This window comes from Streptomyces sp. AF1A (genome assembly GCF_047340315.1).
GTDB lineage: Bacteria > Actinomycetota > Actinomycetes > Streptomycetales > Streptomycetaceae > Streptomyces.
Window position 1 is genome coordinate 19,383 of record NZ_JBLEBI010000062.1, and the last position, 15,378, is coordinate 34,760.

At 72.6% G+C, this 15,378-nt stretch carries 16 protein-coding genes; 11 read left to right on the plus strand and 5 right to left on the minus strand.

What is annotated here, in order from left to right:
- Positions 1-102: 102 nt before the first annotated feature.
- Complete coding sequence (locus tag ACLU3S_RS18625) at positions 103-786, minus strand: GNAT family N-acetyltransferase (protein ID WP_413953017.1); 684 nt, start codon at positions 784-786, stop codon at positions 103-105.
- 241 nt (positions 787-1,027) lie between these two features.
- Here ACLU3S_RS18625 and ACLU3S_RS18630 point away from each other — a divergent pair, with 241 nt between their 5' ends.
- A complete protein-coding gene (locus ACLU3S_RS18630; protein WP_413953018.1) occupies positions 1,028-1,840 on the plus strand; it encodes a PhzF family phenazine biosynthesis protein in 813 nt (270 codons plus the stop codon).
- An 18-nt stretch (positions 1,841-1,858) separates the two neighbouring features.
- Here ACLU3S_RS18630 and ACLU3S_RS18635 read toward each other — a convergent pair whose 3' ends face one another.
- Together ACLU3S_RS18635 and ACLU3S_RS18640 are read right to left on the minus strand one after the other, a co-directional pair.
- Complete coding sequence (locus ACLU3S_RS18635) at positions 1,859-2,599, minus strand: CPBP family intramembrane glutamic endopeptidase (protein WP_413953032.1); 741 nt, start codon at positions 2,597-2,599, stop codon at positions 1,859-1,861.
- A 509-nt stretch (positions 2,600-3,108) separates the two neighbouring features.
- Entirely contained in the window at positions 3,109-4,626 is a 1,518-nt protein-coding gene (locus ACLU3S_RS18640; RefSeq protein WP_413953019.1) for a glutamate--cysteine ligase, read from the minus strand.
- Between the two features lie 570 nt (positions 4,627-5,196).
- On the opposite strand from ACLU3S_RS18640, the gene ACLU3S_RS18645 reads away from it, so the two are divergent.
- The 5 genes from ACLU3S_RS18645 (at position 5,197) to ACLU3S_RS18665 (ending at position 10,060) form a co-directional block, all read left to right on the plus strand.
- Positions 5,197-5,784 (plus strand): hypothetical protein, encoded by a 588-nt coding sequence (locus ACLU3S_RS18645; RefSeq protein WP_413953020.1) that lies wholly within the window; start codon positions 5,197-5,199, stop codon positions 5,782-5,784.
- A 282-nt stretch (positions 5,785-6,066) separates the two neighbouring features.
- Positions 6,067-6,273, plus strand: a complete 207-nt coding sequence (locus tag ACLU3S_RS18650; RefSeq protein ID WP_059248121.1) for a DUF5999 family protein — start codon at positions 6,067-6,069, stop codon at positions 6,271-6,273.
- A gap of 255 nt (positions 6,274-6,528) precedes the next feature.
- Positions 6,529-7,059, plus strand: coding sequence for a universal stress protein (locus ACLU3S_RS18655; protein ID WP_413953021.1), 531 nt, complete (start codon positions 6,529-6,531; stop codon positions 7,057-7,059).
- A 126-nt stretch (positions 7,060-7,185) separates the two neighbouring features.
- Complete coding sequence (locus ACLU3S_RS18660) at positions 7,186-7,743, plus strand: hypothetical protein (RefSeq protein ID WP_413953022.1); 558 nt, start codon at positions 7,186-7,188, stop codon at positions 7,741-7,743.
- 358 nt (positions 7,744-8,101) lie between these two features.
- On the plus strand, positions 8,102-10,060 hold the full coding sequence (locus ACLU3S_RS18665) for an amino acid transporter (RefSeq protein ID WP_413953023.1): 1,959 nt from the start codon (positions 8,102-8,104) through the stop codon (positions 10,058-10,060).
- Positions 10,061-10,101: 41 nt separating this feature from the next.
- Here the strand turns inward: ACLU3S_RS18665 and ACLU3S_RS18670 are convergent, their stop codons facing one another.
- The gene (locus ACLU3S_RS18670; RefSeq protein WP_413953024.1) at positions 10,102-10,680 is read right to left on the minus strand and encodes a DUF1707 SHOCT-like domain-containing protein; all 579 of its coding nucleotides are present in this window, start codon (positions 10,678-10,680) and stop codon (positions 10,102-10,104) included.
- 124 nt (positions 10,681-10,804) lie between these two features.
- Here ACLU3S_RS18670 and ACLU3S_RS18675 point away from each other — a divergent pair, with 124 nt between their 5' ends.
- Positions 10,805-11,197, plus strand: coding sequence for a TOBE domain-containing protein (locus ACLU3S_RS18675; protein WP_413953025.1), 393 nt, complete (start codon positions 10,805-10,807; stop codon positions 11,195-11,197).
- 169 nt (positions 11,198-11,366) lie between these two features.
- Here ACLU3S_RS18675 and ACLU3S_RS18680 read toward each other — a convergent pair whose 3' ends face one another.
- Positions 11,367-11,882: a hypothetical protein gene (locus ACLU3S_RS18680; protein ID WP_413953026.1), complete on the minus strand. Its 516-nt coding sequence runs from the start codon at positions 11,880-11,882 to the stop codon at positions 11,367-11,369.
- Positions 11,883-12,084: 202 nt separating this feature from the next.
- Between ACLU3S_RS18680 and modA the strand changes: the two genes are divergently transcribed.
- From modA to ACLU3S_RS18700, 4 genes are read left to right on the plus strand one after another with little or no spacing between them, the layout of a single operon-like run.
- Entirely contained in the window at positions 12,085-12,912 is an 828-nt protein-coding gene (gene modA / locus ACLU3S_RS18685) for a molybdate ABC transporter substrate-binding protein (RefSeq protein ID WP_413953027.1), read from the plus strand.
- A complete protein-coding gene (gene modB / locus ACLU3S_RS18690; RefSeq protein ID WP_413953028.1) occupies positions 12,909-13,769 on the plus strand; it encodes a molybdate ABC transporter permease subunit in 861 nt (286 codons plus the stop codon). The genes modA and modB overlap by 4 nt, the downstream gene beginning before the upstream one ends.
- A gap of 50 nt (positions 13,770-13,819) precedes the next feature.
- Positions 13,820-14,905 (plus strand): ABC transporter ATP-binding protein, encoded by a 1,086-nt coding sequence (locus tag ACLU3S_RS18695; RefSeq protein ID WP_413953029.1) that lies wholly within the window; start codon positions 13,820-13,822, stop codon positions 14,903-14,905.
- A gap of 28 nt (positions 14,906-14,933) precedes the next feature.
- Positions 14,934-15,353 (plus strand): TOBE domain-containing protein, encoded by a 420-nt coding sequence (locus tag ACLU3S_RS18700; RefSeq protein WP_413953030.1) that lies wholly within the window; start codon positions 14,934-14,936, stop codon positions 15,351-15,353.
- Positions 15,354-15,378: the final 25 nt, after the last annotated feature.

Genomic DNA, 15,378 nt, shown 5'->3' on the forward strand with positions numbered 1-15,378 from the left:
TGCCGGGGCCGACGGCCGGGTCACGCCGCGCCTGCCGCTCGGGGCGGGGAGGTGTCGGTCTGCGCGCCGTGCGCAGGGCGGATCGGCCGGCGTGAGCCGGTCCTACCGGTGGGAGGGAACCACCGGCCCCCGGGCGATCACGACGTCGGCTTCGTGGCGCCAGCCGAGGGAGGAATACAGGCGCCGGCCTTCCTCACTGGCGATGAGCAGACCGGTACGGGCGCCCTGGGCCACGGCGGCCTCCGCCAGAGCACTCATCACGGCGCGGCCCAGGCCGCGTCGCCGGTGCGCCGCGTCCGTCTCGATGCGATCGGCGATCGCATCGACGCCGACCACGGCGATGGTGCCGCGCGCCGCCACCTCTCCGGAGGAGTCACGGAGGGAGACGACCGTGACGGGTCCCTCCGTGCGGACCTCGCGCTCGTAGCGCGCGACGGGTGCGTGCTGCGGGTGCCCGGTCAGATCGGTCGTCATGAACCACTCTGCCCGGTGGAGCACCTCCAGTCCGGCGGCGCCGACGACGGCTTCGACGGTTCCTGGGCGCAGCGTGGGTACCGTGAGCCAGGTGGTCCGCCTCGCGGCGGCGACGGCTGCCGCCAGCCGTGCCAAGGAGTCGGGCTCCTCGTCCGCGCGTAGCGCGAACACCTCGACCTCGCGGCCGGGTTGGTCGCACTGGGACCGCAGGCCGTCCCCGGCGGACTCGACCGGCTCGGCCCCGGGCAGGGAGCGAGCCACGGTCCAGCCGTTCAGCCAGCGTCGTATCAGCTCTGATTCGATCTTCGCCATCGGGCGATTAGAGCATGCCCGCAGCCGGTGGCAGGGCGAATGACCATCCCCCGCCGGCCGCCGCCGGGCGACGCTTCCCTCCATCGGTCCGGCGTCACGTCGAGTGAGGGCCACGAGTCGTTCCGCACAGGTGGACGACTGTTCTCGTTGGGACGGGACAGTGCGGCCGAGCGCGCGAAACGTGCCAGGACTCGCGAATTGGCCTTGGTCGTGGGCCCGTGGCGACCACTAGCGTCGGCCCATGCGCATGCGAATCGTGGACGCCTTCACCGACCGGCCCTTCGCCGGAAACCCCGCCGGGGTCCTGCTCCTGGACGACGTGTTCCCGGACGACGACTGGCTCCAGAACGTCGCCATGGAGGTCAACCACGCCGAGACGGCGTTCGCGCACCGGCTGCCCGAGGGCGGCGAGGCGGACTGGGCGCTGCGCTGGTTCACGCCCGTCGCCGAGGTCGCGATGTGCGGGCACGCCACGCTCGCCACGGCCCACGTTCTGTACACCAGCGGCGCCCACGAGGGCCCGGCGCGGTTCGCCACCCGCAGCGGCGTGCTCATCGCCACGCCCGGCGCGGACGGCTCGGTCACCCTCGACTTCCCCACCGCCCCGCTCACCCCGGTCGAGGTCCCGGCCGGGGTCGCCGGGGCGCTGGGCGCGGAGCCGGTCGCCGCCTTCGACACCGGGGCGAACGTCGGCGACCTGCTGGTGGAACTGGCGGACGAGAAGACGGTGCTCGGACTCTCCCCCGACCACAAGTCCCTCGGCACCTACTCCGCCCGCGGCATCATCGCCACCGCCCGCGCCGACGACCCGGCCCGTGGCTACGACTTCGTCTCGCGCTGCTTCTTCCCCAACGTCGGCATCGACGAGGACCCGGTCACCGGCAGCGCCCACACCGCGCTCGCCCCGCACTGGGCCGCCCGCCTCGGCCGGGACGACCTCACCGGGCTGCAGGCCTCCCGCCGCACCGGCTTCGTCCGCACCGGCCTGCGCGGTGACCGCACGCTGCTCACGGGCCGCGCGGTCACGGTCATCGAGGGCGAACTGCGCGCCTGAGCGGCCGGGCCGCGGCGCTCAGGCCGTCGGCAGCCAGCCGACCTTGCCCGCGAGCAGGGCGTAGCCGACGAACGCGCCGATGTCGAGCAGGGAGTGCGCGACGACCAGCGGGCCGACCCGTCCCCACCGGCGGTACAGCCACACGAAGACCACACCCATGACCATGTTGCCGACGAAGCCGCCGACGCCCTGGTAGAGGTGGTACGAGCCGCGCAGGACGGCGCTGGCCGCCAGCGCGGTCATCGGGCTCCAGCCCAACTGGCCCAGCCGGCGCAGCAGATAGCCGACGACGATGACCTCTTCGAGGATCGCGTTCTGCAGGGCGGAGAGGATCAGCACCGGGTACTTCCACCACACGGCGGGCAGCGCCTCGGGCACGACCGTGAGATTGAAGCCGAGGCCGCGGGCGGCAAGGTAGAAGGCGATGCCGGTGCTGCCGATCACGGCCGCGATGGCCGCGCCCCGGCCGAGATCGGGCCAGGGGCGGCCGCGGTCGAAGCCGATGGTGCGCAGGCTTCTGCCCTCGCGCATCAGGAAGTGCGCGACCAGGGCCACCGGGATCAGGGCGGTGGCGATGCCGAAGAGCTGCCAGGCGAGGTCGAGCCAGGGGCGGCCCGGCGCGGCGGAGGCGTTCAGCGTGGCCGCCTGGTCCTTCAGACCGCCCGGCTTGGTGACCGAGCCGATGAAGCTGATCAGCGCGGAGACGCCGCTCGCGCCCAGCGAGAGCCCGAGCACGAGAAGCGTCTCGTCCCGCAGCATCCGCCTCGGGTCACGCTCGCCCGCCCCGGAATCGGCCACCGAGTCAGTCTTCACCTGCACCCTTGCCTCCAGCCGGCCCACGGGCCCACGACCCACCTTGCCCGCAAGGATCGCAGAACCACCGGCGCCCCCGCCCCACCACCCTCCACCGAGCGGCACGGGGCTCCCCGGAGGGCCGCGCTCATCGCATCCGGCGCCGCTACGGGCCGCCCCCGGCCCCACCCATGCCGGACGCACCAAAGCGGCACGCACCGCAGCGAGGCCGGCTCCCGGCCTGTGTCACGCACAAGCAGCGCGTCCCCGGGCAACGTCCCGCCGAGCCCAGGCCGGCCCACGCCACACCTCACCGAGGCCGCATGAACCTAAGCCACACCCCAGCGAGGCCGCGCGAACCGAAGCCACACCCCAGCGAGGCCGCGCGAACCGAAGCCACACGAACCGAAGCCGCGCTTCACCGAAGCCGCACCCGGCCGAAGCCCCGCCCCGCCAAAGCCGCGCCGCGCTTCCGCTCAGCCCAGTGGTACCGGTTCCGGCAGCCCCACCGGCCAGGTGTGGACCGGCTCGCCCACGTGCATCAGCTCGGCGTAGCGCCGCGTCGTCGCCGCCAGAGCGGCCTCACGGGACAGGCCCTGCTCCAGCGCCCGGTGGAACGTGCCCGCCTGCCAGGCCGCGCCGTTGACCCGGCGCCGACAGCGTTCCTCGATGACGCCCAGGTAGAGGTCCCGGTCGGCCGCCTCCACGCCCCACGCGTCGAGGCCAGCCGAGGCCAGCGGCAGCAGCTCGTCGCGGATCAGGGTGACCGCGTCGACCTCGCCGGTGCCGCCGTAGCGCCCCCGCCGGGGCCAGACGAGGCGTGCGTCGATGCCGTACCGGCACGCCGCGTCGAAGTTGGCCTCGGCCGCGGCGAACGGCAGCCGGGTCCACACCGGCCGGGACTCCTCGGCGAGGGCGCGGACGAGGCCGTAGTAGAAGGCCGCGTTGGCGATCACGTCGGTGATGGTCGGCCCGGCCGGCAGCACCCGGTTCTCCACGCGCAGGTGCGGCACCCCGTCCGCGATGCCGTACACCGGACGGTTCCAGCGGTAGATGGTGCCGTTGTGAAGGGCGAGTTCCGCGAGCTTGGGCGTGCCGCCGGCGTCCAGGACCTCCAGCGGCTCCTCGTCGTCGCAGATCGGCAGCAGAGCCGGGAAGTAGCGCAGGTTCTCCTCGAACAGGTCGTAGGCGGAGGAGATCCACCGCTCTCCGAACCAGGTGCGCGGTCGTACCCCCTGAGCCTGCAGTTCCGGCGGGCGCGTGTCGGTGGACTGCAGGAACAGCGGCGGCCGGGACTCGCGCCACAGCTCGTGACCGAACAGGAACGGCGAGTTCGCGCCGAGGGCGATCTGCGCCGCGCTCGCCACCTGCGCCGCGTTCCACACGTCGGCGAACCGGCCCGGGGTGACCTGCAGGTGCAGCTGCACGGAGGTGCACGCGGCCTCGGGGACGATGGACTTCGAGGTGCAGACCAGGTGCTCCACGCCGTCGATGTCGAGCCGGAAGTCCTCCCCGCGCGCGGCCACGATCTGGTCGTTGAGCAGCGTGTAGCGGTCGACCTCGGAGAGGTTGGAGGACACCAGGTCGTCGCGGTCGAGGGTCGGCAGGATGCCGATCATGACGATGCCCGCGTCGACCTCGCCGGCCTTGCGGTCGGCGTACGCGAGCGAGGTGCGCAGTTCCTCGGCGAGCCGGTCGAATACCCGGCCGCCCAACCGGTGCGGAGCTATGTTGACTTCCAGGTTGAACATCGCGAGTTCCGTTTGGAAGTCCCGGCTCGCGATGCGCTCCAGCACCTGGCCGTTCAGCATTTTCGGCATGCCGTCGGAGCCGGCGAGATTCAATTCGATCTCCACGCCCATGAGGTTCTTGGGGCGGTCGAATCGCTTCTCGACCAGCAGCCGCTCCAGTCCCGTCAGGCACTTCTGGAGCTTTTCGCGGTAGCGCTGGCGATCGGACAGGTCGAACCGCCCTGCCACGACCTTCTCCCCCATCGAAGTGTCCCTCCTCGGATGGGCGGGCCGACGATCCGGCCGCCGGGCTCCCGGGTCAGGTGGGATGATGCCCAGCCTAAGCGATCGATAACGCCCCGCGCGCGCCCGGCAGCCGCTACTCTGTCAAATGTTCCCCGCGGCACATTCACGGGGCATGCGGCAACTCGCACCTTCCGGTACCCCGAACACCTCGTGAAAAACGCCGACCGCATTCGGCCGACCCCTACCGGAGCGTATTGCGAGGTCAGCGGCAAGTGCCCGGTTCGGAAATCGGGATGACTACCCGCAAACCGATGGCCCATTTACGCCTTGCGGGACTTACCGGAATGCGATAGACGAAACATCGGCTGAACACGCGTCGTATAAACTTCGTCCACAAGGCGGGAGGGTGGCGCCCTCGGTCCTGGTCCTGCCGTTCTCCTGCCGTCACCGTCGACGGGCGGCAGGGCGAGCCGCACCCTCGTTCTTCACCGACCCGGCCCTCACCTCTCCGGCCTTCCCCCGAGCAGACAGCGCCGTCCGCCCCACCCTCCTCGCGCCGCCGCGCCTGTCGAATGAGAGGCGACCCACATGCCGCTGCACGTGCCCCCTGCCCCCGCGCCTGCCCTGCGTTCCGTCCTCACCGCTCTGGGCTCGCCCACCGCGGTCCGCGAGGCGCGCACGCCTTCGCTGCGCGCCGCACAGGGCCCCGCGACCCCCGAACTCCCGCTGCCCGTCCATGTGCTGGACCGGATCACCGCACAGGGCCTGTCCGCGACGCGGCTGGCCGGCTGGCGGTTCCTGATCCGCTGCGGCGACCGGGCGGTGGCCGCGGCCGAGACCATGCTCACCCCCGACGGCTGGGCGTTCTCGCACTTCTTCGAGGGCCCGTACGTCGCCTCCACGGAGCGCGCCCTGCAGCAGGCCGAGGCGCTGCAACAGCCGTACCAGGCGAGGTTGTTGTCGGTTCCGGGCCTGTACATGCTCACGCTGTGGCTGCACGGCGACTGCACGGCCGACGGCGCCGAGGGGCATCCGGCCGACACCGATCTGCTCGTGCCGCTCGCCCCGGCACCGCCGGGCATCTCCGCGCACCGGCCGCACCAGGTCGCCGACCTGCTCCCGGTGCTGACCCTGCGCGCCACCCGCCTCCCCCTGCTCGGCTCGCCGGCGGCCTGAGCCCTCGTCGCGCGTACCCCGTCGCCCTCAGAGGGTGACGGGGTACGTCTGTGCAGGCCGGCTGTGCCGGGCGGTGCGGACTAGTCCCCTTCGGCCACTGCGAACCACCCAAAGTGACGGGTCAGTTGGAATGAACCGTCCGCCCGGGTGACGCGTCATGAACCTGTGGGAAGCGGTGCCGCGAAATCCCTGCGGAACGACGCCATGAGGGCAACACTGGGTTCCGACCATTCATCACCACGGGGGACGGCCATGACCACGACACAGCGAAAGATCCCACCCATGTGCCAGCACCAGCCACCGTGTCCGCCAGCCGAGTCCGCCGACCGGGAGTCCGCCCGTCTCGTGGCGCACCACCCGGAGCAGGGATGGAGTCTGCTGTGCAACGGCGTCCTGCTCTTCGAGGACACCGGTGAGCTGCTGCCCGACGGCCGGATCATCGCCCCGCACCGCCCGCTCGGTGCGGACCAGGTGATGACCGCCGCCTGAACACGGCAGTGATCTGAGGGGCCGGCCGCACCCACCCGGTGCGCACCGGCCCCGACGCGTGTCCGTGGCCGGTCACCGACCGTGTCCGGCCGTCGACACAGCGCCTTCGCATCCGCACCGGTCGACGGCCACGGTCGTCCGCGCCGCGCCGTCCGCTCGGCTGGTCGTATCCCCCACGCGGGAGTGGGATGGAAGGGAAGGTCTCGCGGCGGACGGGTCCGCGGCACGCGGGCATCCATGGGGAACGGTGCAGTCATGTCCGGTTACGGCGCCTCGGCGGTCGCACGGGTGGTGGTGGGCGTGAGCGGCTCCCTGGGCAGCGTCACGGCCCTGCGGCGGGCCACCGCGCTGGCCCGCGGGCTGGGGGCCGACCTGTGGCCGGTGCTGGCGTGGGAGCCGCCGGGCGGCGACCCGGCCGCGCGGCGCTCGGCCGCCGCGGGTCTGCCGGTGGAGGAGTGGCACCGGCTGGCCGGGCAACGGCTGGCCGCGGTGCTCGACGAGATCTTCGGCGCGGTGGACCCGGGCGTGCCGATGCACGCCCTGGTCGTCCGCGGCGCCCCCGGCCGGGCGTTGGTGGCGACCGCGGACCGCGAGGACGACGTGCTGGTCGTGGGCGCGGGCCGGCGCGGCCTCCAGCGCGCCTTCTCGGGCCGGGTCTGCCGGCACTGCCTCGCGCACGCCGTGTGCCCGGTCCTGGCCGTTCCCCCGTCCCCCCTGGAGTCCGAACTGCTGTCCGTGCACCGGCGCAACCTGTGGCATCTGCGCCTGGACACGCGGGGCCTGTGATGCGCGGGGCGCCCGCGGGCTGAGAGCGTCGAGGCCGCTGCGGTTCCGTCAAGAAACAGCCGAGGGCCGTCATGGTGCCGTCAAGGCGGGGTGCCGCCGAACCCGCGGCTGGCCACGGTCTCAGTCATGGAGCGCAGCGAGGACACCGGGTGCCCGGTGACGGGTCATCAGCCGCCCCGCGCCGCGGCGGTGGTGTACGACCGCGACTGGGCCGGCGACGTGCGCAGCTCGGTCCGATCCGCCGGTGTGCTGCTCGCGCTGCTGCTCCCCGTGGACTGGGCGGCCGGTTCGCTCGTCTGGTGGCGGGGTGCCCTGTGGTGCGTTCTCGCCCTGCTGCTCCTCCTCGTGCTCTTCCCGGCGCGGGGGTCGGCCGGCGAGGGCTGGCCGGCCGACCCCCGCGCCTGCTGCGCACCCGCCGGGTCCGCACCGATCTGCCGACCGCGGTGCGCCCGCTGGACGGCATCGCGCAGCGGCTGGTCCTGCGCGACGCCCTCGGCAACCGGGTCGAGCTCGACCCCGAGGCCCTCGTCCACACCCCCGGCCTGTGGTACCTGCTCGACGAGGGCGCCCGGAAGTCCGAGGCCGCCGGAACTCTGCTGTGGTACGGCCGCGCTGCACCGTCTGGCCCGACGCCTCGACCGCGAGGCCGCCCTGGGTGTGTTCCGCGCCTCGGGTCTGGAGTGAGCCGGCCGTGCCTCGGCATCGGTCGGCAACAGCTCCCGGCGGGCGCGGACTTTCTGCCCCACGCCCGTGTCCGCACCTTCGGCCGCCCGTCACCCGCTCGGCGTCACCGCTGGACATGACACACGGTGGCCGCCCCCCGAACGCCGGTGCACCGCGCCGACCGTTCCGCCTCGCAGCGGCCGACCACCCCTGGCCTCCCCTTCTTGGTGCGAAACCGGTGGCCGCGCGTCATTCTTAACGCAAGCTTGACGCCCACCACCCCTGGATCCATGGGCCCAGGCATCACGCTCTGCATACGCTGGTGCCGCCGTCCGCGTGATGGCCCAAAAGAGCTGAGCCGCACGTCAGGAACATGCCGATGGCCACGACCGAACACCCTCCCAGTACCGGCCGCTTGCGCGCCTGGATGCTGGAAGGGCTGTCCGACATGGGCAAGCCCGGCGGCCATACCGGACCGCACGCGGAGCCCGAGCCCCCGCACCAGGGACAGCGCTGGTGGCGGGTGATGTGCCTGACGGGTGTCGACTACTTCTCGACCCTCGGTTACCAGCCCGGCATCGCGGCCCTGGCCGCCGGTCTGCTGTCTCCCATCGCGACCATCGTGCTGGTCGTCGTCACCCTCGCCGGCGCCCTGCCGGTCTACCGGCGCGTGGCGGAGGAGAGCCCGCACGGCGAGGGTTCCATCGCGATGCTGGAGCGGCTGCTGTCGTTCTGGCAGGGCAAGCTGTTCGTGCTGACCCTGCTGGGGTTCGCGGCCACCGACTTCCTGATCACCATCACGCTCTCGGCGGCCGACGCCTCCACCCACCTGGTGGAGAACCCGCACCTGACCAGCGCGCTCCACGGCCACCAGATGGTGATCACGCTGTTCCTCGTGGCGCTGCTCGGCGCGGTGTTCCTCAAGGGCTTCCTGGAGGCCATCGGTGTCGCCTTCGCCCTGGTCGGCGTCTACCTCGCGCTCAACCTGGTCGTCGTGATCGACGGCCTGTGGCACGTCCTCACCGCCGAGCACGTGGTCACCGACTGGACCAGCGCCCTGACCGCACAGCACGGCAACGTCTTCGTGATGGTCGGTCTGGCCCTCATCGTCTTCCCGAAGCTCGCCCTCGGTCTGTCCGGCTTCGAGACCGGTGTCGCCGTCATGCCGCACGTCCAGGGCGACCCGGGCGACACCGAGGAGCGGCCCACGGGGCGCATCCGCGACACCAAGAAGCTGCTGACCACCGCCGCGATCATCATGAGCGCCTTCCTGATCACCAGTAGCTTCATCACCACGCTGCTGATCCCGGCGAACGAGTTCAAGGCGGGCGGCCGGGCCAACGGCCGGGCCCTCGCCTATCTCGCGCACCAGTACCTCGGGGGCGCCTTCGGCACGATCTACGACATCTCCACCATCGCCATCCTGTGGTTCGCGGGCGCGTCCGCCATGGCCGGCCTGCTCAACCTGATGCCGCGCTATCTGCCCCGGTACGGGATGGCCCCGCACTGGGCGCGGGCGGTCCGGCCCATGGTCATCGTCTTCACGCTGATCGCGTTCCTGGTGACCTGGATCTTCGACGCCAACGTCGACAAGCAGGGCGGCGCCTACGCCACCGGCGTGCTGGTGCTGATCAGCTCCGCGGCGATCGCGGTGACCATCGCGGCGCACAAGGCGGGCCAGCGCCGCTGGACGATCGGCTTCGCGGTCATCGCGGTGGTGTTCCTGTACACGACCGTCGTGAACGTCATCGAGCGGCCGGACGGTGTGAAGATCGGCGCGTGCTTCATCGTCGGCATCATCCTGGTCTCGCTGCTGTCCCGGCTGGCCCGTGCCTTCGAGCTGCGTGTGACCAGCGTGACGCTCGACCCGCTGGCGGAACGATTCGTCCGTGACATGGCCAGCCGCAAGATGCGGTTCATCGCCAACGAGCCCGGGCACCGGGACAAGGCCGAGTACCGCGACAAGATCGAGCAGATCCGTGCCGACAACGAGATGCCCGAGCAGGAGGACTTCGTCTTCGTCGAGGTCACGGTCACCGACCCGTCCGAGTTCGAGGCGGGCATGACCGTGCGCGGCGAAGTGCTGCACGGGCGCTACCGGGTCCTGACCCTGGAGTCGGCCTCCATCCCGAACGCCCTGGCCGCGCTGCTCCTCCACGTCCGCGACGTCACGGGGTGCACCCCGCACATCTACTTCGAGTGGACCGAGGGCAACCCCTTCGCCAACTTCCTGCGCTTCTTCCTCTTCGGCCAGGGCGAGGTCGCCCCGGTCACCCGCGAGGTCCTGCGCGAGGCGGAGCCGGACCGGGCCCGCCGGCCGCGGGTGCACACGGGCTGAGCCGAGCGCCGTCGCCGCCCCGCGCGCCGGCGCCGAGGGTGTTAGCGGTCGAACCGCCGCCCGCGCGGCCATACCTCCAGCCGCCCGAAGGTGAGCCGCCCGTGTATCTCCACCCGGAGCAGGACGGGCGCACCGGGATCTCCCGGCCGGACCTTGGTCTTGCCGTAGCCGATCACCAGCGCGTCGGCGTCCACGACCACGCCGGGCCGGGTGATCAGCCGCAGGGTGCCGCCGCGCATGTCCACGTCGAGGCGCAGGGTGTCGTGCGTGATCACGGCGGCGCTGAAGTCCAGGGTGACATCACCCCAGGCCGACTCGATCTCCATGCGGCGCGGCACCGCCCAGTCGTCACCGCGCGCGGCCGACGAGCCCTGCTGCTCGATCCGGACGACGTCCTTGGCCGGTGCGCCCCCGGCCTCCCGAGGCAGGTCCCCGGTCAGCGCCGCCAACTCGCCCAGTGTGCGGGCGCTGAGCGCGGCCGCCGCCCGCTCGTCCAGCTCCTCCGGCGTGATCCGGCCGTCTCCCGCCGCGCGCGCCAGCACGTCCACCACCCGGTCCCGGTCCGCGTGCGAGGCCCGCAGCCCCGACGGCCCGTCCGTCCGCACCAGCTCGGCCGACATCACTCACCTCGATTCGGAGGCTCCCGCAGGAACCACGGAGTTCCCGACTCACGCTATATCGCGTTATACCCAACGGCCAACCCCACGTCCGTGGTTCCCGTCCTCTGGTCCTATCGTGACCGGCATGCAGTCCTACACGATCGGCCAGGCCGCGCGGCTGCTCGGCGTCAGCCCGGACACCGCCCGCCGCTGGGCCGACGCGGGCCGGGTGGCCACCCATCGCGACGAGGCCGGACGGCGGCTCATCGACGGCAGGGACCTCGCCGCGTTCTCCGTCGAGCTGGCCAAGGGCGGCGGCGAGGAGGACACCTCCTACACCTCCGTACGCAACGCCTTCCCCGGCATCGTCACGGCGATCAAGCTCGGCGACGTCGCCGCACAGGTGGAGATCCAGGCGGGCCCGCACCGGCTGGTGTCCCTGCTGACCCGGGAGGCGGTCGAGGAACTGGGCCTGGAGGTGGGCATGGAGGCCACCGCGCGCGTGAAGTCCACCAACGTGCACATCGACCGCGTCTGACCCGGCGCGCGCCCCGGCGCGCAGGCACCGCGTTTCGCGAGGCCGCCACCGGCACCGCGTTGCGCAGAGGCGCCACCGGCACCGCACTACGTGAGGCCACCACCGGCACAGCCCCTCATGGCCCAGCCTCCGGCACCGCGTTTCGCAAGGCCGCCACCGGCACCGCGCTTCATGGAGCCGCCGTCCGCACCGCGTCACACGGAGCCGCCGCCGGTACGCGCCCGGGTGCGGCCGGAGCCGGACGGCCGGATCGGTAGCCGCCGTCCACCCGGATCGCCGTGATCCCGCTGACGTACCGCGCCCCGCACCGGTCCTGCGGCAGCACCAGTTGGGGTCCGGCCTCATCCAGCGGGGTGCCGTCGAGGCCGACGGCCGGCAGGACGGGCGCGTCGGCGAAGTCGGGGTCGATCTCGGCCCAGGACAGCACCGCGTGGTGGCCTTCGGCGCCGTCGACCGCGATCAGGAAGCGCAGCCGGTCCTTGCGCCGGGCCGGGTCGAAGGCCGGTCCGGCGTCTCCCAGCACGTCGTACAAGCGCGGGCCGGAGAACAGGTGGTGCCGGCGCCCGCTGGTCGCGCACTCGAAGCCGGCGGCCGCCCGGTGCTGCGGCCAACGGAGCATTTCGGGCACGGTCAGCCTGGCGGGCCGGGCCAGATCACCGGTCGGGGCGAGTTCCGCGAGCGTCACCTGCGACCACCTCCCCCGCAGGACCGTACCCACCCGCGGACATCATGCAAACGCATATGCGAGCCGAACGTCACAGGTTGGCAGCTCATGCGATGCAACAGGAGACTTACGGATCGCAGATGCGGCAGTATCATCGCCGCACGGCCGCAGTCCGGCCGTGCGAGGGCGCGAGACTTTCACGAATTCGAGGAGCAGACCTGTGATGACCCGTTCGGTGCGCCGGACCCGGCGGATGCCGCAACTGGCCGGCGCGGGAGCCGCAGCCCTGATGGCACTCAGCGCCTGCTCCTCCTCGTCGAAGTCGTCCGACTCCTCGGCGACCACGTCCGACGGCTCGAAGTCCTCCCCCAAGCTCTCCGGCACGGTCACCGTGTTCGCCGCGGCCTCGTTGAAGGAGAGCTTCACCAGCCTCGGCCAGGAGTTCGGGAAGCAGCACCCGGGCACCAAGGTCACCTTCAACTTCGGCGGCAGCGACACTCTCGCCGCGAGCATCACCGGTGGCGCCCCGGCGGACGTCTTCGCCGCCGCGAGCCCCAAGACCATGGCCATCGTGACGGACAAGAAGGACACGGCCACCCCGCCGGTCACCTTCGTGCGCAACCAGTTGGAGATCGCCACCCTGCCCGGCGACCCCGGCAAGGTGTCCTCCCTGAAAGACCTCACCAAGTCCGGCCTGAAGGTCGTGCTCTGCGACAAGACCGTGCCCTGCGGCGCCGCCGCACAGAAGGCCCTGCAGGCCAGTGGCCTCAGGCTCACCCCTGTCTCCTACGAGCAGGACGTCAAGAGCGCCCTGAACAAGGTGGAGCTCAAGGAGGCCGACGCCGCGGTCGTCTACAAGACCGATGTGCGCGCCGCCGGCGACAAGGTGCAGGGGGTGGAGTTCCCCGAGTCCGCCGAGGCGATCAACGACTACCCCATCGCCCTGCTGAAGAACGCCCCCAACGCCGAGGCCGCCAAGGCGTTCATCGCCCTCGTGCGGTCCGCCGAGGGCCAGAAGGCGCTCAGCCGGGCCGGGTTCCTCAAGCCGTGACCTCGCTCCACGACCCCGCTGCCGCGACCGGCCGCCACACGGGCCGGCCGCGGCGCCGGCGTGTCGGCGCGGGCGGCCGGCGCGGGCTGCCGTTGCCGCTGCTGCTGCCGGGCGTGCTGGCCCTGGCGTTCCTGCTGCTGCCGCTGGTCGCGCTGATGGTCCGCGCGCCCTGGCGCAGCCTGCCGGACCAACTGGCCAGCGCCGAGGTGTGGCAGGCGCTCCAGTTGTCGCTGGTCAGCGCCACCGCGGCGACGTCGGTGAGTCTCGTGCTGGGCGTGCCGCTGGCCTGGCTGCTGGCCCGCACGGACTTCCCCGGGCGCGGTCTCGTGCGAGCCCTGGTGACCCTGCCGCTCGTCCTTCCGCCCGTCGTCGGCGGTGTGGCCCTGCTCCTCGCCCTCGGCCGCAACGGAGTCGTCGGCACGTGGCTCGACGCCTGGTTCGGGATCACGCTGCCGTTCACCACCACCGGTGTGGTCGTCGCGGAGGCGTTCGTCGCGATGCCGTTCCTGGTCATCAGCGTCGAGGGCACGCTGCGCGCCGCCGACCCGCGCTTCGAGGAGGCGGCGGCCACGCTCGGCGCCTCCCGCTTCACCGTGTTCCGGCGGGTCACGCTGCCCCTGATCGCGCCCGGCATCGCGGCGGGCGCCGTGCTCGCGTGGGCGCGGGCGCTCGGCGAGTTCGGCGCCACGATCACGTTCGCCGGCAACTTCCCGGGACGTACCCAGACCATGCCCCTCGCCGTCTACCTGGCCCTGCAGAACGACCCCGAGGCGGCCATCTCACTGAGCCTGGTCCTGCTCGCCGTGTCGATCGCGGTGCTGGCGGGGCTGCGCGACCGCTGGCTGACCGGGGCGTGACCGTGGCGGCGGGATGGAGGGCCACGGTGCCGACGAGGGATGCTGTGCGCATGACCGACATCGACGCCCCCGAGACCGGCCTCGGGGTCGCGGGCCGGCAGGGGCTCGACGCCCGGCTCGTGGTGGACCGGGGCTCGTTCCGGCTGGACGTCGCCCTGACCGCCGCTCCCGGTGACGTGGTCGCGCTGCTGGGCCCCAACGGCGCCGGAAAGACCACGGCGCTGCGCGTCCTCGCCGGTCTGGTCCCGCTGGCCGACGGACATCTGCGGCTGGACGGCGCCTCGCTGGAGCGGGTGCCGCCGGAGGCCCGTCCGGTCGGTGTGGTCTTCCAGGACTACCTGCTCTTCCCGCACCTGTCCGCGCTGGACAACGTGGCGTTCGGGCCGCGCTGCCAGGGCGCGGGCAAGGCGGAGGCCCGCGCGCTCGCCGCGGCGTGGCTGGAGCGCATGGGCCTCGCCGAGCACGCGGGCGCCAAGCCGCGCCGTCTGTCCGGCGGCCAGGCCCAACGCGTGGCCCTCGCGAGGGCCCTGGCCACCCGGCCGCGGCTGCTGCTCCTGGACGAGCCGCTGGCCGCCCTGGACGCCCGGACCCGTCTGGAGGTCCGCGCCCGGCTCCGCCGTCACCTGGCCGAGTTCGAGGCGGTCGCCGTCCTCGTCACGCACGACCCGCTGGACGCCATGGTGCTCGCGGACCGGCTGGTGGTCGTGGAACACGGCCGGGTCGTCCAGGAGGGCACCCCCGCCGACATCGCCCGCCATCCACGCACGGACTACATCGCCCAGCTCGTCGGCCTCAACCTCTACCGGGGACAGGCCGAGGGGCACACCGTACGGCTCGACGCCGGGCCCTCGATCACGACCACGGAGGAGCTGTCCGGACCGGCCTTCGTGGCGTTCCCGCCGTCCGCCGTGACCCTGTACCGGGACCGGCCGACAGGGGCCAGCGCCCGGAACCTGTGGCGCTGCGAGGTGGCCGGCCTGGAGACGCACGGCGACCAGATCCGCGCCGACCTCACCGGCGAGCTCCCGCTGGCCGCCGACCTCACCGCGGTCGCCGCCGCCGAGCTGGAGCTGCACCCGGGTGCACCGGTCTGGGCGACAGTCAAGGCGACGCAGACCCACGCATACCCGGCCTGAGCGGACCGTCGCTCTACCGTGGATGCCCATGAGCCTGAGCATCCGCAACCAGCTCCCCGGCACCGTCACCGCGGTCGAGCCCGGCGAGGTCATGGCCGTCGTCAAGCTCCGTCTGGACGGCGGGCAGAACCTGACGGCGGCCATCACCCAGGAGGCCGCCGAGGACCTCGCCCTCGCGCCCGGCTCGGCCGTGCGCGCCCTGGTGAAGTCGACCGAGGTCTCCCTCGCCACCCAGCGGGTCGAGGGCCTGTCGATCCGCAACCAGCTGCCCGGCGCGGTCACCGGCCTCACCCCCGGCGCCGTCATGGCCACCGTGCACATCACCATCGAAGGCGGCCGGCTGACCGCGGCGATCACCAAGGACGCCGCCACCGACCTGGGCCTCTTCGTGGGCTCGGACGTGGTCGCCCTCGTCAAGGCGACCGAGGTGTCCCTGGCCACGGCGTAGCACGCCCGAGGGCCCGGCCCGGAAA